The sequence below is a fragment of the Vibrio thalassae genome (genome assembly GCF_900089835.1).
In the GTDB taxonomy this organism is placed as follows: domain Bacteria; phylum Pseudomonadota; class Gammaproteobacteria; order Enterobacterales; family Vibrionaceae; genus Vibrio; species Vibrio thalassae.
Window position 1 is genome coordinate 31,412 of record NZ_OANU01000053.1, and the last position, 15,660, is coordinate 47,071.

General features: G+C 45.0%; 16 protein-coding genes. 3 read left to right on the forward strand and 13 right to left on the reverse strand.

All coding sequences use genetic code 11. From position 1 onward, the window contains the following. Nucleotides 1–7 precede the first annotated feature (7 nt). From VTH8203_RS14555 to VTH8203_RS24785, 4 genes are all read right to left on the reverse strand, one after another. Nucleotides 8–1,405 carry a di-heme oxidoreductase family protein gene (locus VTH8203_RS14555; RefSeq protein ID WP_096994323.1) on the reverse strand — a complete coding sequence of 466 codons (1,398 nt, stop codon included), beginning with the start codon at nt 1,403–1,405 and terminating at the stop codon, nt 8–10. A 64-nt stretch (nt 1,406–1,469) separates the two neighbouring features. Continuing rightward, nucleotides 1,470–2,729 (reverse strand): imelysin family protein, encoded by a 1,260-nt coding sequence (locus VTH8203_RS14560; RefSeq protein WP_096994324.1) that lies wholly within the window; start codon nt 2,727–2,729, stop codon nt 1,470–1,472. A gap of 182 nt (nt 2,730–2,911) precedes the next feature. Then, nucleotides 2,912–3,508, reverse strand: coding sequence for a GTP cyclohydrolase II (locus VTH8203_RS14565; RefSeq protein ID WP_096994395.1), 597 nt, complete (start codon nt 3,506–3,508; stop codon nt 2,912–2,914). A gap of 228 nt (nt 3,509–3,736) precedes the next feature. After that, nucleotides 3,737–3,910: a hypothetical protein gene (locus VTH8203_RS24785; protein ID WP_096994325.1), complete on the reverse strand. Its 174-nt coding sequence runs from the start codon at nt 3,908–3,910 to the stop codon at nt 3,737–3,739. 229 nt (nt 3,911–4,139) lie between these two features. Between VTH8203_RS24785 and VTH8203_RS14575 the strand changes: the two genes are divergently transcribed. Both VTH8203_RS14575 and dbpA read left to right on the forward strand, forming a co-directional pair. Continuing rightward, nucleotides 4,140–4,616 (forward strand): WbuC family cupin fold metalloprotein, encoded by a 477-nt coding sequence (locus VTH8203_RS14575; RefSeq protein WP_096994326.1) that lies wholly within the window; start codon nt 4,140–4,142, stop codon nt 4,614–4,616. Nucleotides 4,617–4,723: 107 nt separating this feature from the next. Further along, the gene (gene dbpA, locus VTH8203_RS14580; protein WP_096994327.1) at nt 4,724–6,106 is read left to right on the forward strand and encodes an ATP-dependent RNA helicase DbpA; all 1,383 of its coding nucleotides are present in this window, start codon (nt 4,724–4,726) and stop codon (nt 6,104–6,106) included. Nucleotides 6,107–6,184: 78 nt separating this feature from the next. Here dbpA and VTH8203_RS14585 read toward each other — a convergent pair whose 3' ends face one another. From VTH8203_RS14585 to VTH8203_RS14610, 6 genes are all read right to left on the reverse strand, one after another. Further along, nucleotides 6,185–6,763 (reverse strand): ferredoxin-type protein NapF, encoded by a 579-nt coding sequence (locus VTH8203_RS14585; RefSeq protein WP_096994328.1) that lies wholly within the window; start codon nt 6,761–6,763, stop codon nt 6,185–6,187. 15 nt (nt 6,764–6,778) lie between these two features. Then, on the reverse strand, nt 6,779–7,387 hold the full coding sequence (locus VTH8203_RS14590; RefSeq protein WP_244181222.1) for a molecular chaperone TorD family protein: 609 nt from the start codon (nt 7,385–7,387) through the stop codon (nt 6,779–6,781). A gap of 77 nt (nt 7,388–7,464) precedes the next feature. Beyond that, a complete protein-coding gene (locus VTH8203_RS14595; protein ID WP_096994329.1) occupies nt 7,465–8,307 on the reverse strand; it encodes a DmsC/YnfH family molybdoenzyme membrane anchor subunit in 843 nt (280 codons plus the stop codon). A gap of 1 nt (nt 8,308) precedes the next feature. Next, on the reverse strand, nt 8,309–8,923 hold the full coding sequence (locus tag VTH8203_RS14600) for a DMSO/selenate family reductase complex B subunit (protein ID WP_096994330.1): 615 nt from the start codon (nt 8,921–8,923) through the stop codon (nt 8,309–8,311). Between the two features lie 10 nt (nt 8,924–8,933). Continuing rightward, entirely contained in the window at nt 8,934–11,381 is a 2,448-nt protein-coding gene (locus VTH8203_RS14605) for a DmsA/YnfE/YnfF family dimethyl sulfoxide reductase (protein WP_096994331.1), read from the reverse strand. Nucleotides 11,382–11,648: 267 nt separating this feature from the next. Then, nucleotides 11,649–12,455 (reverse strand): LysR substrate-binding domain-containing protein, encoded by an 807-nt coding sequence (locus VTH8203_RS14610; RefSeq protein ID WP_096994332.1) that lies wholly within the window; start codon nt 12,453–12,455, stop codon nt 11,649–11,651. 106 nt (nt 12,456–12,561) lie between these two features. Here VTH8203_RS14610 and VTH8203_RS14615 point away from each other — a divergent pair, with 106 nt between their 5' ends. Continuing rightward, entirely contained in the window at nt 12,562–13,209 is a 648-nt protein-coding gene (locus VTH8203_RS14615; RefSeq protein ID WP_096994333.1) for a glutathione S-transferase family protein, read from the forward strand. Between the two features lie 82 nt (nt 13,210–13,291). Here VTH8203_RS14615 and VTH8203_RS14620 read toward each other — a convergent pair whose 3' ends face one another. The 3 genes from VTH8203_RS14620 to VTH8203_RS14630 all read right to left on the reverse strand — a co-directional run bounded on the left by VTH8203_RS14620 (nt 13,292) and on the right by VTH8203_RS14630 (nt 15,584). Further along, nucleotides 13,292–13,543: a DUF2999 family protein gene (locus VTH8203_RS14620; RefSeq protein ID WP_096994397.1), complete on the reverse strand. Its 252-nt coding sequence runs from the start codon at nt 13,541–13,543 to the stop codon at nt 13,292–13,294. Between the two features lie 248 nt (nt 13,544–13,791). Beyond that, the gene (locus VTH8203_RS14625; protein ID WP_096994334.1) at nt 13,792–14,760 is read right to left on the reverse strand and encodes a DUF3179 domain-containing protein; all 969 of its coding nucleotides are present in this window, start codon (nt 14,758–14,760) and stop codon (nt 13,792–13,794) included. A 266-nt stretch (nt 14,761–15,026) separates the two neighbouring features. Next, a complete protein-coding gene (locus VTH8203_RS14630; RefSeq protein WP_096994335.1) occupies nt 15,027–15,584 on the reverse strand; it encodes a YceB family lipoprotein in 558 nt (185 codons plus the stop codon). Nucleotides 15,585–15,660: the final 76 nt, after the last annotated feature.

Sequence of the window (15,660 nt, forward strand, 5' to 3'; positions counted from 1 at the left end):
GTTCTCCTTAAAGTGAATTTAGAAACGCTAGTAGCGCATCACGTTCTGATTTAGAAAGAGCTAACACGTTTTGTTTTGCATGTTCTGCTTCGCCACCGTGCCATAAAATCGCTTCGGTGAGATTTCTCGCTCGCCCATCATGAAGAAAATAGGTGTGACCATTGACTTCTTCGGTATAACCAATGCCCCATAATGGTGCTGTGCGCCACTCACGACCCGTTGCTGCATACTCTGGTCGATGGTCTGCTAGCCCCTCCCCCATGTCATGTAATAGCATGTCAGTATAAGGGTGTATCGTCTGGTTCGAAATGGCAGGGAGTCCTTCGCGTGTGCTGGTTTGAATATCGCTCCTATGGCAGTTTTGACAACCCACCTTATTGAATAGCTTTTCACCTTCAACAACTAACGGATCATTGATATTACGTCGTTGAGGTACCGCTAAATGCTGAGTATAAAACTCGACGAAGTTGAGAATTTTGTCGCTGACTTCAGGTTCGCCACCGCTGTGCTGTGCGGTACAGATGTCCTGATTACTAGAACAGTTCTCACTTGGAAACAGCGAACTGGTTAAACCTACGTCACCATTAAACGCCGCCGCATTTTGCTGCATCAAATTAGGCTGCCCTGCTTTCCAGCCAAAACGGCCCAGTTCCATCTTGTTGGAGCGAACGTCCATCACATAGTTTGGCTTTCCCGAAACTGTTGTCTTCTCGGCTTTTTGTTCTGCAGCAAAGGCTAAAATAGCCGACTCGGGTATCGATTCGATTAACCCTAAACCAATCATCGGCGGTGCCACTCGTGCAGACATCAGCACATCCTGATGCATGTCGCCGTAAGCAAGCTCTACGATTTTGAGATTAGGTTTGCGCAACATCACGACCGTCCCATCGTCAAAGGTGACCGCAACCTCATCGTAAGTAATATCAATTTGCCCTTCAGGCTGCATATTGGGCAAAGCAAAATCTTGCAACTGACCGCCATAGCTCGGTTCAGGTATCAAGCCATCACGTTCATAGGCAGCTTTTTGCTGCACTGTCACGGCTGGAATACTCAAACGAACTAGCATAGAGACAGCATGTTGATCGTTTTCTTCAGGGGGGTGGCCACGACCGTCTTTAATATGACAGTTTTGACACCCATTGGTATTAAATAGTGGCCCCAGGCCATCTCTTGCGTCCGTTGACGCGGGAGCTTGAACCCACGGGTTTCTAAAAAAACTGTTACCAACACTAAAATCTAGTCGCTTTGACATAGGTAAGTTAGCCGCTGGCATTGAATAAGCATTCGGCCCTTCTTTTTTTACTGTTGTTTTACCGCCAGATAGATGGGAAGACTCGGACTCCGCAAATGCAGATCCGACAAAAAGCAAAAATAGCGTGGCTAAAAAAGGATAAGTTCTAGACATACAGAGCTCACAAAAAGATCGACAAAAGGGGGCAGTAGCCCCCTAATTATTATGGTTATGGTGTTTAGAATTCGTGGTCAGCAGTATCTGGATTTAAGCTATCAATACCAATGATACCAGCTGCACGTTCGATAGAACCTGTTTGACCAATCAGCGCTACAATGGTGTCATTGACGAGTTTATTGCCTTGAGGGTTGTTTGATGCGATCAACTGGTCAAAGTGTTGATTGTCTTTTTCGGCTGACGTCACTAGTTTGCCAACTTGAGCTCGTGCTGCATCAAACTGGGTTAGAATTTCTTTCGCCGCTGTTTTGTCTTTCGCTTCAACGAGATCCGCAATACTTGGCCCATCAACCATAGTGCCGTCAGTACGTAGATAGGTACCGGTATAAACGTTGTAGATGCCTTGCTCGTTGTAATAGTGCGAGTTGTGCGTGTTATCAGAGAAACAATCGTGTTCATCTTCTGTAGAGTTGGCTTCTAGAGCCACTTTCATACGTTCACCAGCGAGTTCACCTAGAGACAATGAACCCATACCAAAGAGCATTTTACGAATACCGTTATCCGCTTTATCAGCAAGAAGTTCTGAGCGGTAGTTGTCCTTTTCAGCGGCAGACCACTGTTTTTCAATCCATTGAAGATCATGGACCAATAGCTTTGACGCTGCTTGAAGATATTGTGCACGACGTTCACAGTTACCGTTGGTGCAGCCTTCACCGATTACATAGTCAGTATAAGGACGCTCACCAGCCCCCGCGTTGGTGCCATTAAGATCTTGGCCCCACAATAAAAACTCAATCGCATGATAGCCTGATGCTACGTTTGCTTCAGAGCCACCAACTTCATTTAAGTTAGCAATCACTTCAGGGGTAATTTCTTTAATATCAAGCGTTGTCGCGCCAATTTTTAGGCTCTCGTTAGCCACGATGTTTGCTTGAGCACCTTCATTACCTAGCTCATACTGGTAGTCCGCACTCACATAGTCAATAAGACCTTCATCGAGCGGCCATGCGTTCAGTTGACCTTCCCAATCATCAACGATGGCATTACCAAAACGAAATACTTCGGTTTGCTGATAAGGTACGCGAGAAGCAAGCCATGCTTGTTGTACATCAGCAAGCCCTTTTTCAGAGGGGTTCGCTAAGAATGTGTTAATAGATGTGTCTAGATCTTTCGCCTTAGTCAGTGCATCTGCGAATACCGCATGAGCAAGATCGGCATAGTGTTCGACCACTTGGTCTTTAGAAACTGCAGAAAACGCAGCGCTTGAAGTCATTACGAGAGAGGCTGCCACAGCCCCCTTCACCATGGTTGTTAGATTCATCAAAAGCATCCTTGTTGAGCTTAATAGTTATTAGTAGTGCGAATTATTATCATTTATACTACGAAGTGCGATAATACTCAGTTACAATTTATTTTCAAGAATAAATACAAAAAAGCCTCACGAAAGTGAGGCTTTTATATCATTTTACTAACAACTTTTTACTTGGCGCTTTGATTAATGCTCTATAGCTTGAGGTAGTGTTTACCGTGAGAAACTTTCGCTTTCAGGTAGTTTTCATTGCCATCTTTGATGTGGGCGTGGGTATTCACGACTTCTTCAATGTTGATGCCGTGCTCGCGCAATTCACGAACTTTTTTAGGATTGTTAGTGACCAGGCGAATGGAGTGCACGTCTAGCGCTTTGAGCATTTGAGCCGCTTCAGTAAAGTCACGCAAATCATCACCAAACCCCAAATGGTTGTTGGCCTCATACGTATTCATGCCTTCAGATTGAAGCTTATAGGCATCTAACTTGTTGTAGAGCCCGATACCCCGTCCCTCTTGGCGCAAATATAGGATGATTCCACCTTCTTTACCCATTCTTTGGATAGTTTCTTCCAATTGCTCGCCACAGTCGCAGCGTGACGAGTGGAACACATCACCGGTCAAACACTCTGAATGCATCCTTACTAAAGGTAAAGATTGGGTCTTGTCAGATGATCTAAAAATAATCGCCACATGTTCTTTATCTGTCTTGAGTCCACGAAACGACAACATTTCAGCATCTGTATCACTTCTTGAACCGACTTTTAATTCTATTCTGGCACGTACTTCCGCCATAGTCTCTCTCACTAGATTATCTCGGGCTAGTAATGAACTTATCTCAGCCATCGCTCTATTCTCCATAAAGTGAACTATGGGGGCTAATACTCGACTTTTCAACAATAAGATCAATATAGTGATTGTTATATTATAACAATCACTGACGATAAGAAACTAAAAAAGCCCCGAGTGATCGCACTCGGGGCTAATAGAAATCTCTTGCTGAGGGGACAGGAACGATAAGCGCTAGGCTTGTTTTTGTTTCCACACCGCTAACTGCACCCACACATTCTCTAATTCCGCTAACTCTTCCTTCGTTAGCAAAGAAATCGTTTGTGACAGCTCTCCTGAGCTAGCACCGTGGGATGAATTAAGGTGTGCATAAAAGTCTTTTTTCAGTTGGTTGATGACTGCTTCCACTGCTGTACCACCTTAGTTACGGGTTATTTCCTAAACAGTGTGATAATACCACTCTGATCAGATCGTACAGATTTTTCAAACATTTCTGGAACTACCGTCACAATCTAACGAGTTTTGACCCAAAACTTTCTAAACTTTATCGGACAGTGAACGACGGCAGCAATTTGTTACTGAACTTTTTTATTGAGACGGTAGAATAACGGCACTTTACACTTCAAAGAACAATGTCATGTTAAAAATCATCAGTAACCAAGACTTCGATACCTTTGCGCAAAACGCAAAAGACGCACCGCGTAAACGCAGTCATCATAACCTTCACGAACAACTAGACGCAGGCGTTCAACGTCTATTCATCTCTACCGAACCAGAAACTTATATGCGCCCTCACCGTCACAGTGAAGAGCACAAATGGGAATTGTTCCTTGTTCTTAAAGGACAACTGGATTTACTGATTTTTGATGATGAAGGCAATGTGACCGAACGTCATAGTCTGTCACCAGAGACGAATCGCGCTATCGAAATCCCACCGGGTACTTGGCATGGTTACGCGTGTATGCAATCAGGTACTGTGGGACTTGAAATCAAAGAAGGCGCGTATATTCCGACGCCTCAAGAAGATTTCGCACCTTGGTCGCCAGCAGAAGGCGAAGACGGTGCCAATGACTATCGTGATTGGATGAGTACTGCGCAACCAAACACAAAATAGTCTTTGCCTGCTATCCTCATACTAAATCTGCAAAAGCGTAGATAAAAGTAGCATCTAGAGCGGGAATGTTGATAATACCCGCTCTGCATACCGACTGAGGACAGCTCTTGAACACTCCAGCCTTTTCTACCTTAAACTTACCATCTGAATTACTCGGCACGTTAGACAGTCTGGGTTACGCTTCAATGACGCCAATCCAAGCTGAAGCCCTACCAAAAATTTTGGCGGGTAAGGATGTTATCGGCCAAGGAAAAACAGGCTCAGGTAAAACCGCAGCCTTCTCTCTCGGTGTACTTAGCAACTTAAAAGTAAAGCGCTTTCGCGTGCAGTCACTTGTTCTTTGTCCAACTCGTGAGCTTGCGGATCAAGTGGCAAAAGAAATTCGCACCCTCGCTCGTGGTATCCACAATATCAAAGTACTGACTTTGTGTGGCGGTATGCCGATGGGACCACAAATCGGTTCTCTGGAACACGGAGCGCATATCCTAGTTGGGACGCCCGGTCGCATCCTCGATCATCTAGAAAAAGGTCGCATCGACCTTAGCGAACTGAATACTTTGGTGCTTGATGAGGCCGACCGTATGCTAGATATGGGCTTCAAAGACGCATTAGACGCCATCATCAACGAAGCACCAAAAGAGCGACAAACCCTGCTTTTCAGCGCCACATTCCCAGAACAAATTCAAACTATTGCTGCTCGTGTTATGAAGCAACCAGAAGTGGTCAAAGTAGAGAGTAAACACGATCACTCAAGCATCAAACAGTTCTTCTATCAAACCAACACTCTCGAAGAGCGTGATAATGCACTTGAAAACTTGCTGCTGACTCACCAACCTGAATCCGCAGTGGTGTTTTGTAACACCAAAAAAGAGGTTCAGAACGTGGCGGATGAACTGCTTCATCGTGGCTTTAGTGTGATTGACATTCATGGTGATTTGGAACAAAGAGAGCGTGATCAAGCACTGGTGCAATTTGCCAACAAAAGTGTGTCGATTCTTGTGGCAACCGATGTCGCAGCTCGCGGTCTTGATGTGGATAACCTCGATGCTGTATTCAACTATGAGCTGTCTCGCGATCCGGAAGTCCATGTACACCGCATTGGCCGTACTGGCCGCGCCGGCAACAAAGGTCTAGCTTTTAGCTTCTATAACGAGAAAGAGTTTTATCGTGTCGCGCGTATCGATGAATACATGGATATGCCAATTGAGCCTAGTGCACTGCCTGCTAAGTCAAACAATCAACCATTCCAAGCAAAAATGGTGACGATTCAAATCCAAGGCGGTAAGAAGCAAAAACTGCGTCCGGGTGACATTCTAGGGGCGTTAACCGGTGATAAAACACTTTCAGGCAATCAAATTGGTAAGATCAATATGTTCCCGATGAGTGCTTATGTGGCGGTCGAAAAAGGGATTGCTAAGCAAGCTTTAACTAAGATTACCAATGGTAAGATGAAAGGCCGTAATTTCCGCGCTCGAATCATCAAAGCTTAAGCCATAAGCCATAAGCCATAAGCCATAAGCCATTGTAAAACAGCTCTTCGTTAAAACGCAGAGCTGTTTTTTTATGCGCTACTGTGTGGACAACACCATAGATATCGCAGAAAAAGGGCAGCCCTGCTTACAGCGTCCACAACCATCACAAGCGTTCTTATTCAGCTCTGGTAAAGCGTATGAGGCGATACTTACCGCCTGTTTTGGACAGGCTTCTTGGCATAGGTAGCAATCACCAAACAGCGCATTTTGACATCCATCTGAAAACTGTGGAATTAAGCCCGTATTGCTGTTCTGCCCATGTAATGCTCCCGTTGGGCATGCTCGGTTACATGCGCCACACTGACTGCAGTAGCCATAGTCAAGTACTAGCCGGGCGAGTTCATCTTCAACAGTAATGACCTGCTCCGGACAAGCTTTGACACAATCTCCACACGCATTGCAGATCTGTTGATACAGCACTTCATCCACCGCTTTGGGCGGTCTCGGGACGGTTCGTGAGATTTCTTGGCAATCTAACTTAGCCGCGATTGAATCATCATTAGCCGTTATCGGTGAATTTCGAGTACTACCCTTTGCCAAAGCGCGAAAAAGACCACGACGACTTATGGTTTTGTGCTCCATATACGCTTTGTAGTATTTTTCATCTCTGGTCATGAGTACTTACCAACCTTAGCGATACAGTTTGACGGCAAGAGGAGTAATAGTGAGCAGCTCCTGAACAGCTTCACACCATTGTGATACCAATTTGGCTAACTGTTTGTAGCTTGTGGTAGCAGCATGCTTCTCAACTAACTCGAAATAGCGGTAACACCACGTCAGTAAATGCTCTGCGAATAGCACTTTGACCGATTCAATATCTTGCTCTTGTTCCACCAACTGACTAACGGCGAACAACATTAGACCAATCTGATCTTCTGGCTCTCTCATCCCAGTATCTAGGGCAATATCGTGAGATCGAAGAAACTGACGGTATGCTACCGTGCTCTCACCAAAAATCACCTCTTCTCGATCCATATATACTGAGCCCCATGGGGGTGCCAGCATCGCTTCTCCGCCTTCAAACAGCAAGAAGAAATCTTGATTTAGCGCCTCATTGCTCTCGCCTTTTACCTGTTGGCACCAGGCTTGCAGATCGCTGTCTTGCAAGTTTTCATCTTGTGCCAATGCAGCCAGCAAGATCTGGTTATTACTGTCGGTAAGAGGGAAGTAAAACAGTGAACCAAATACCTTTGCCATGGTTTGCAAACTAAGTAGGTCGATAGATTGATTTTCTGACATGAATTTACCAAATTTGAAAAGTGACTAAATTGAACCTTAGAACAAGAGCAGGCTATGTTAGCCTGCTCTTGTCTTTTCTACATGCCTGCTGTCATATGCAGACCAAAGAACACACTGCGTCCAATCAGTTCGGCAACTAACACCATAGCAAAACCAATCACCGCAATTGGCATTGAGCGAGATTCAGAGCGCATCGCCCAGATCCACGCAGCAACACCAACAAACACTAGAACAAAACGCAAGTTTTGAATCTCAGCCATATTTGGTACTAGTTCATTCGCTGCAACAATCGCCGAGTGAATGTTTGGTAAGTCAGCCACCATGGACATCGTGACCATCACCATGGCAACAGCAGTCACGCCAGCAACGATTGCCGTCACTTTACCTAAACGCGGACATTCTAATTTAGCACCACGCATCAGGATAAGTGACAGCATCACGCCGCAAAGGATAGCTGTAAGCGTAAATGATTGACTGGTAAATGGCGTATCCCAAGTTGGAACGGTATCGATGATGTAAACGTTCGTCATAGCGACCATAAAAATCACACCAATAACCATCGCTGCAACCATCAATCCTTTGCGAATTACCTCGCTGCCTTTATTGATCACAGAGAGCAGCCAATATAGCCCCCCTAAACCAAAGAACATCGAGCCAAACAGAATCTCACGTGATAACCACGATGTGCCGATTTGGTTTAACGCGTTAATCGCGCGCAGTGGACTACCTAGGTGCATGGTCGACGCCATAAAGCCGAGTCCCATAAACACCCAAATAAAGAACATATTGCGAGTCATCGCTGTCTTAACATGTGCATCCGCTTTGCCTAACAGTGTGATTACGCCCATCACGATAAACGCACCAACGGCTGTTTGTGCAAATACAGTGAAGAAAATCAGAGGCCATTCATGCCATCCCATGTTAAACCTCCTTAGGGTTTGCTAGGTGACCAGTGGTGTCATTCGTTGGACGCGCATGACGGTTTGGTTTGATCACGATATTTGGTTTCGTTAATGTTGATGACGGTAATGGCGCAACATCGGCGTTGGTGCCATATTTAGCGCGTAGCTCGGCAATCGGACCGAACTCCAGCGCACGAAGTGGACAAGAGCCGACACAAATTGGCTCAAAACCTTCTGCTACGCGTTCAAAGCAACCATCACATTTCGTCATGTGACCTTTTTCTTTGCTGTACTGAGGAGCACCGTATGGGCAAGCATTAGCACAGTGTTTACAGCCAATACACACCTTCTCATCCACAACGACAAAACCATCTTCACGTTTGTGCATCGCACCTGATGGGCACACTTTTGCACAAGCTGGTTCATCACAGTGGTTACACGCAATAGAAGTGTAATAAGCAAACACGTCTTGACGGTAAGTACCGTTCTCTTCTACCCAGTTACCACCAGCGTATTCGTAGACTCGACGAAAGCTACGATCAACGCCAAGATCCTTAAAGTCTTTGCAAGATAACTGACAGGTCTTACAGCCAGTACACTTACTCGAATCGATATAAAAACCGTATTGTTTCATGAGTTAGTCCTTACGCCTTATTTGCCAGTTGAACTTCTACTAAGTTAGTGTGTTGAGGGTTACCTTTCGCCAGAGGGCTTGGGTGTTGAGACGTTAGAACGTTAATTGAACCGTTATGGTCAACCTTGTTGCCGTCTGGTGCATACCATGCACCCTCTCCGAGAGCCACCACTCCCGGCATCATTCTTGGCGTAACTTTGGCGTTAATTCGAACTTCACCACGGTCATTGAAGATCTTGATTCGGTCACCATTTTTAATACCACGACGCTCAGCATCTACAGGGTTGATCCACATTTCTTGTTGTGCAGCCTGCTTCAATACATCGACGTTACCGTATGTTGAGTGACAACGAGCTTTAAAGTGGAAACCCGTTAGCTGCAACGGATACTTATCGCGTAGCGGTGAATCCCAGCCTTCTGAAGTACTGACGTAAATCGGTAATGGGTGAATGACGTCACCTTCTGGCAACTCCCATTCCGCGGCAATGCGAGCAAGCTCTTCAGAGTAGATCTCCACTTTGCCAGACGGTGTGTTAAGTGGGTTATTCACCGGATCGGCACGGAATGCTTGGTACGCCACATAGTGACCGTTTGGATCGCTACGTTTTACGATGCCTTGCTGACGCACTGTCTCAAAGTCTGGCATTGTCGGGTCTAGCTTCAATGTCTCAGCATACAAATGACGTAACCAACCTTCTTGGTCGCGACCTTCGGTAAACGCTGGACCTACCCCCATACGCTCCGCCAAATCAGAACAGATTTGATAGATGCTGCGTGCTTCAAATTGAGGCTCAATCGCTTTATCGGCAAAAATAAAGTAAGGCATGTTCGCCGCTTTACCATCCATACAGAAATCCGCCTGCTCTGACGTCGTTAGGTCAGGCAGAATGATGTCGGCGTATTTTGCAGAAGACGTCATGTGGTTATCGATCACGACGATCATTTCACATGCTTTGTCATCTTGTAGGATATCGTGGGTGCGGTTGATGTCTGAGTGCTGGTTAATCACACAGTTACCAGCATAGTTCCAGATAAATTTAATCGGCACATCAAGTTTGTCTTTACCACGTACCCCATCACGCGTCGCCGTCATCTCAGGGCCACGAACAATCGCATCAGTCCATAAGAACATAGAGATCGCTGTTTTCACTGGGTTTTCTAGTGTTGGGAAGCGCACAAACGGAATGTTATAGTCCGATTCACGAGCACCAGAGCCACCACCATGAATACCTAGGTTACCGGTTAATAGCGCTAGCATAGCAATCGCACGTGACGCGATTTCACCATTTTGTGTACGCTGAAGACCCCAACCTTGATAGATAGCACAAGGTTTAGTTGAACCGATTTCACGCGCTGTCTTGATAATAATATCTGCAGGAATACCCGTAATTGGTGCCGCCCACTCAGGCGTCTTCTCAATACCATCTTCCCCTAAACCTAGGATATAAGATTTGTAATCGCTGTTGGCTGGCGCAGACGCTGGCAGTGTTTTCTCATCGTAACCAATACAGTAAGTGTCTAAGAACTCTTGGTCTACCAAATCTTCTTTGATCATGACGTGAGCCATTGCGGCAATAAGCGCTGCATCAGTGCCCGGTTTGATTGGAATCCACTGATCTTCGCGACCCGCTGCCGTGTCATTGTAGCGCGGGTCAATCATGATCATCCGTGCGTTGGATTTCTCTTTACTTTCAATCAAGTGATGAATCAAACCGCCGCCAGACATGCGCGTTTCAGCAGGGTTATTACCAAACTGAACTATGAGCTTACTGTTTTCGGTATCCGAGAAAGAGTTACCATTCGCCCAACCACCGTAGGTATAACTCAAACCTTTGGCAATTTGCGCTGTTGAATAGTCGCCATAGTGATTTAAATAACCACCCGTGAGGTTCATCAGACGCGCGATTAACGTGCTACCAGGAGGCCATGACTTAGTGACAGTGCCGCCTAATGTGCCCGTCCCGTAGTTGAGATAGATAGCTTCATTACCGTACTGCTTCTTAATGTGGTCTAAGCTGTTTACGATCTCCGTGTAAGCTTCATCCCAAGAAATACGCTTGAATTTCCCCTCGCCACGTTTACCGACACGCTTCATTGGGTATTTCAGACGGTCTGGGTTGTACACACGACGACGCATAGAACGACCACGTAAGCATGCTCGTACCTGAACGTCTTTGTTCGCGTAATCATCTTTACCCGTATTGTCGGCATCTACCCACTTAATTTCACCGTCAACGACATGCATGCGCAGTGGGCATCGACTGCCACAGTTTACAGTACATGCGCTCCACACCACTTTTTCGTCGTTGGCTTGTGGTTTGGTTTCCGCTTGGGCAGATTTAAAAGGGAGGGAAATGGCGCTGGTTGCAGCAGCAAGACCACCGATGGCTGAAGAGGATTTTATGAACCCTCGACGCGTCAGCGACGGCGTCAATAATTGCTTCAGTTTATTATTCATAAAGACATGCTCGATTATAGTTATGCATCATCGAGCGAATGTTACTAACGAAATCAGGTAAAACAGTTGATAAAAATCAACTCTAATACTTAATAGTTAGTTTTTTGGCATGTCTTTAGCGTTTAGTGGAATGTTTTTTATTCTGGCATTTATAGAAATTAATAATTTGTTATTTAAAGGAACAATAACTTTTTGTATTGATAGTTATTTGATTTTATAAATGACTATCAAACTCATTTAGACACATTAGTAACGTGCTAGTAATGACTAATTAATAAACAAATTACGCAGTGATGGATGAGGCGTCGCTGCTGTCAGAAGTACGATATCGACACTCGGTAATGAAGGCATTCCATTTAGTATTTTCACCTGTTCGTTCGTGCTTAAACGCCCCATCGCCCCTATCCCAACTCCGCTCGCCACCAGAGCACGCTGCGCAGAAGCCGTGTTACAGCAAGCAACCAAACGATGAGAAACACCCTGTTTGGCTAAACTATCCAGCGCTGCTGCATGATACTTACAGTCTGTCTGAAACAATACTAATGGTAATGGAAGCCTCTCTGTATCGAAATCATGTGCTGCTATCCAAACCCCTTTGTCGGATTCTAACCAGTAGCCTTCCTCACTATCTGCTGCTCGAGTCACAATTGCGGCATCTAACTTTCCTTCATCGAGCCAAGTTCGAAGTACAACACTAGGTTGACTGAATATCTGAATCGAGCACGTGGGTTCTGCCTGATTAATTGCAGCCACCACGTCGGGAAGGATGGTATCATTATAGTCTTCGGGACAACCTAGCCTCAACGCGGTCTTGTTTTGATAACGCTTAACCTGATGCAGTGCAGCATCGTGTAAAGAAAGTATCTGTTCGGCGTGAGCTTTTAGTGTAAGTCCAGCTTCACTTAGCACTCTATTGCGGCCGTTCCGTTCGAATAATACCGTACCAGTTTCAGATTCCAGTTTTTTCATCTGCGCACTAAACGCAGACTGAGTCCGATTAATCTGTTTGGCTGCCCGAGTAAAACTACCGGTCTCAGAAAAGGCAAGAAGACTTCTCAACGCCTCGATATCCATATCGCCTCCATCCATCATTTTTATTAATGACATACATTCAAATTTTGCGTTGGTCGCCCATCTCACCATTGATTAGTATGAAAATCAAATCACTAGGGAGGCAAATATGAAGCTGTATATTGGAAATCAAAATTATTCGAGTTGGTCATTGCGCGCGTGGCTTATCTTTGAGCAGTACCAGCTAGAAGTTGAAGTAGAAAAACTCAAGCTGTTTTCACCCGAGTTTTATCATACACTTAACGCGCTGACACCAACAGCCAAAGTTCCTACACTCGTGGATGACGAGACTACCGTTTGGGAGTCTCTGGCGATACTGGAGTATATCAATGAGCAATATCTGAATAACCACTGCTGGCCCCAAGACAGCACAGAGAAAGCGAAAGCGAGAGCAGTATCCTGTGAGATGCATTCTGGGTTCTTAGCACTACGAAATGAGCTTCCAATGAATTGTCGCGCCACGCGCCACGTAACCCTTTCTCCTGAAGCATTAAAAGATATCGAGAGAATTGACATATTATGGTCAGAGCAGATGTTAGAGAATGATGGGCAATGGTTGTTTGGCGACTGGTCTATCGCTGACGCCATGTTTGCTCCCGTGGCCCTTCGTTTTCAAACTTATGGGATTCAACTGTCCGAGCTAGCGCAGCAGTATCAGCAGCGAGTCCTTAACAGTAGCGCTATTAAAGCGTGGTTAATACAAGCGAGTCACGAGCAAGATATCATAGTGGAGGACGAAGCGGGCGTTGAACTTTAGTTAGAAGACGTGATGAATAAAATCAGCTGCGGCTTGCCTAACATTCCTGCATGGCAAGCCGCAAGATTACCATCGTCAGCGACTATTTACTCAGTTGCTCCTTTGCCGCCTCAACTTTTGCAAAATCAAGCCCTAGCTCTTCGACCGCTTCTTTAATCAACGCCGGATTTTGCATGACTTGACCCATTAGTGCTTGAAGCTTCTCTTGTGGCAGACCAAGTTGACTGATCGTTGCCATTGCTGCCAAAGGGTTCTGTGTCAGCACTTCAAAGATTTCGCTAATCTGCTGATCACTGATGTTATTCTCTTTTAGCATTGCAATAATTGGATTCATTTCACTACCTTTCTCAATATTAAACGAAGTGGCCTTAAGTCTACCATTTGAGACCCTAACAGGGTATCGCCCAATGGCCTCAAGCCTGCCAATTGATGAAATGAAAACCAAATCATCCGTCACCGCTCCTGTTCTCATAGAAGCACGCCCATTCATCCATCCGGTGAGAGAAGCAGCGTTATGTTGTATAACCTTGTATCATCAGAGAAAGTATTCGTATTAGACTATCTTTAACATGGCGGGACCCTTTATTTTGGATCCACCTGACTATCGCTTTCTTTCAATTTGTAGACCTTGGTATCTGGATAAAAAGCGTACCATGCGAACCAAAATAGTAACGTTGACGATTGGGTTTTACCCTTATCATTAGTTATCCAAGCTGACTGGTTGTCGCTATCCCAGTGTACAAAATAACGGCTCCCCGCCAATTCAAAGCCGTGCTTCAGTCCTGTTAGCTGGGACAGCTCACTAAATGGAAACGCGATAGTCGACTGCTCCACTTTAAACCCTAATACCATCTCTTTCGGGTGATACTCATTGGGTGCTTGATTTGCTACAGGAAAGTAAATGGCAGCATTTTTACCATAACCTGCATAAGGATCTCTCTGGTAATCGCGTTGATAACCAGTGTTGGTGGAGAGAACGAGTGAATCAGGGTGACGAGCTAGCCAATTAGACCAACGACTAAGTGTAAGCGGCACTTGTTTGAGTTTACTACCAACTGATGCTCCAGCTATAGCCTCACCATGAATTTGAGACCATAACGATTCGGTTTTTCGGTCGTACATAAGTACGTCTGAGTTATACAACAAACCAGAAACCCCAAAGTCCAGAGCTTCGAGCTCCCCTGTTGGCTGGCTAAGAAATGCCATTCCACTGCCGCATAGTGGACAATAACTGATGACGTAACGTGTTCCACCGAATTGGTCATTAACGATTTCATGCCAGTTGAGAATTCGAATCGGGTACGCCTTAACCACATCACTAACCTGCAGCCCCAACACGATATCCTGTGCACGCATAAATTTTGCATCCTTGCCTTTAATAAACTCAGGCTGATTGAGCGCTGGAATACCATCTTTAGGTGGCCCGCCCCTTTGAATGAGATGCAAAGGCACAGAAGCATTGTCGATGTTGAATCCATTGAGCACCTTAGCCAATAGTGATATCGGAAACGACAATAATATGAAGACCAAAAGAGTTAATCGTAGCTGCATTTACTTATCCTCCAATCAAGAACGCTGGTCATATAGACCCGCGAACAACTGCAATGCTTTCAATTACCTTCTAAGATTACCTCGCTGGTTTATGGCTTTGAGAAATCCGGTAAAACCGGTGCACATTTACTGCATATGCTAATTGAAAAGCCTGAACTGGATTTGACCAATCACGTAAGCTTTATTCCCTACCATCTCGAAGTGAGAGACAGTACTGCGCCTAAACTGAGTTAAAGCGCAGCCATATTTGATAAGCATATTAAATGCTATTCGAAAAACTCTATTACTAGCTGGTTGTTCTTAACTACAACTTCAGGATTAGAGGATTTCAACAGTGCCTCTTTGACCGTATTGCTATCGAGTTTGTAAACCGGATAGGTAGACATAGCAGCACCAATCATACTTACTGCTGGCTTAATTAGCTTTTTGATTTCTGGTGTTAGCAGTTGCCCTTCTTGGTCAATTTTTTCTAAACGGATCGATTGTAGAAAAATCTCACCATTTTCTTGTTCATATTTAGGTATAGCACTGAATTCTATATCCAAATCAAGGTTAATATCTTGTTCATCCAACAACTGTAGCTGAGCCTTAGTATTGGCAAATACCGCTACACGATCAGCGTCAGAACGTCCTATTTTAACTTGAAGATCATCGACTGAAAGTTTGGCATACATGACGTTTTCAACGCCGACAGATTGGTTGAGCTGTAGGTTGTCATTGAGATAATTCGTCATTTCTCGTTCAGTGATGCTGTAACTCACACAACCTGATAATAACAACAGCACTGATGAAGCCCACAGGAGCTTGGCGAATCTGTTTTTCATAGCGGGTAACACTCTGATAATACCGGAATAAGAGAAAAATAAAGCAGACCTTTGAGTCTGCTTTATTTTACTAGAA

Excerpts from the sequence above, each read along its gene's own strand:
- VTH8203_RS14555 (WP_096994323.1), bottom strand. The coding sequence starts at position 1,405 with ATGTCTAGAACTTATCCTTTTTTAGCCACGCTATTTTTGCTTTTTGTC.
- VTH8203_RS14560 (WP_096994324.1), bottom strand. The coding sequence starts at position 2,729 with ATGAATCTAACAACCATGGTGAAGGGGGCTGTGGCAGCCTCTCTCGTA.
- VTH8203_RS14565 (WP_096994395.1), bottom strand. The coding sequence starts at position 3,508 with ATGGCGGAAGTACGTGCCAGAATAGAATTAAAAGTCGGTTCAAGAAGT.
- VTH8203_RS14575 (WP_096994326.1), top strand. The coding sequence starts at position 4,140 with ATGTTAAAAATCATCAGTAACCAAGACTTCGATACCTTTGCGCAAAAC.
- VTH8203_RS14585 (WP_096994328.1), bottom strand. The coding sequence starts at position 6,763 with ATGACCAGAGATGAAAAATACTACAAAGCGTATATGGAGCACAAAACC.
- VTH8203_RS14590 (WP_244181222.1), bottom strand. The coding sequence starts at position 7,387 with ATGTCAGAAAATCAATCTATCGACCTACTTAGTTTGCAAACCATGGCA.
- VTH8203_RS14595 (WP_096994329.1), bottom strand. The coding sequence starts at position 8,307 with ATGGGATGGCATGAATGGCCTCTGATTTTCTTCACTGTATTTGCACAA.
- VTH8203_RS14600 (WP_096994330.1), bottom strand. The coding sequence starts at position 8,923 with ATGAAACAATACGGTTTTTATATCGATTCGAGTAAGTGTACTGGCTGT.
- VTH8203_RS14605 (WP_096994331.1), bottom strand. The coding sequence starts at position 11,381 with ATGAATAATAAACTGAAGCAATTATTGACGCCGTCGCTGACGCGTCGA.
- VTH8203_RS14610 (WP_096994332.1), bottom strand. The coding sequence starts at position 12,455 with ATGGATATCGAGGCGTTGAGAAGTCTTCTTGCCTTTTCTGAGACCGGT.
- VTH8203_RS14615 (WP_096994333.1), top strand. The coding sequence starts at position 12,562 with ATGAAGCTGTATATTGGAAATCAAAATTATTCGAGTTGGTCATTGCGC.
- VTH8203_RS14620 (WP_096994397.1), bottom strand. The coding sequence starts at position 13,543 with ATGAATCCAATTATTGCAATGCTAAAAGAGAATAACATCAGTGATCAG.
- VTH8203_RS14625 (WP_096994334.1), bottom strand. The coding sequence starts at position 14,760 with ATGCAGCTACGATTAACTCTTTTGGTCTTCATATTATTGTCGTTTCCG.
- VTH8203_RS14630 (WP_096994335.1), bottom strand. The coding sequence starts at position 15,584 with ATGAAAAACAGATTCGCCAAGCTCCTGTGGGCTTCATCAGTGCTGTTG.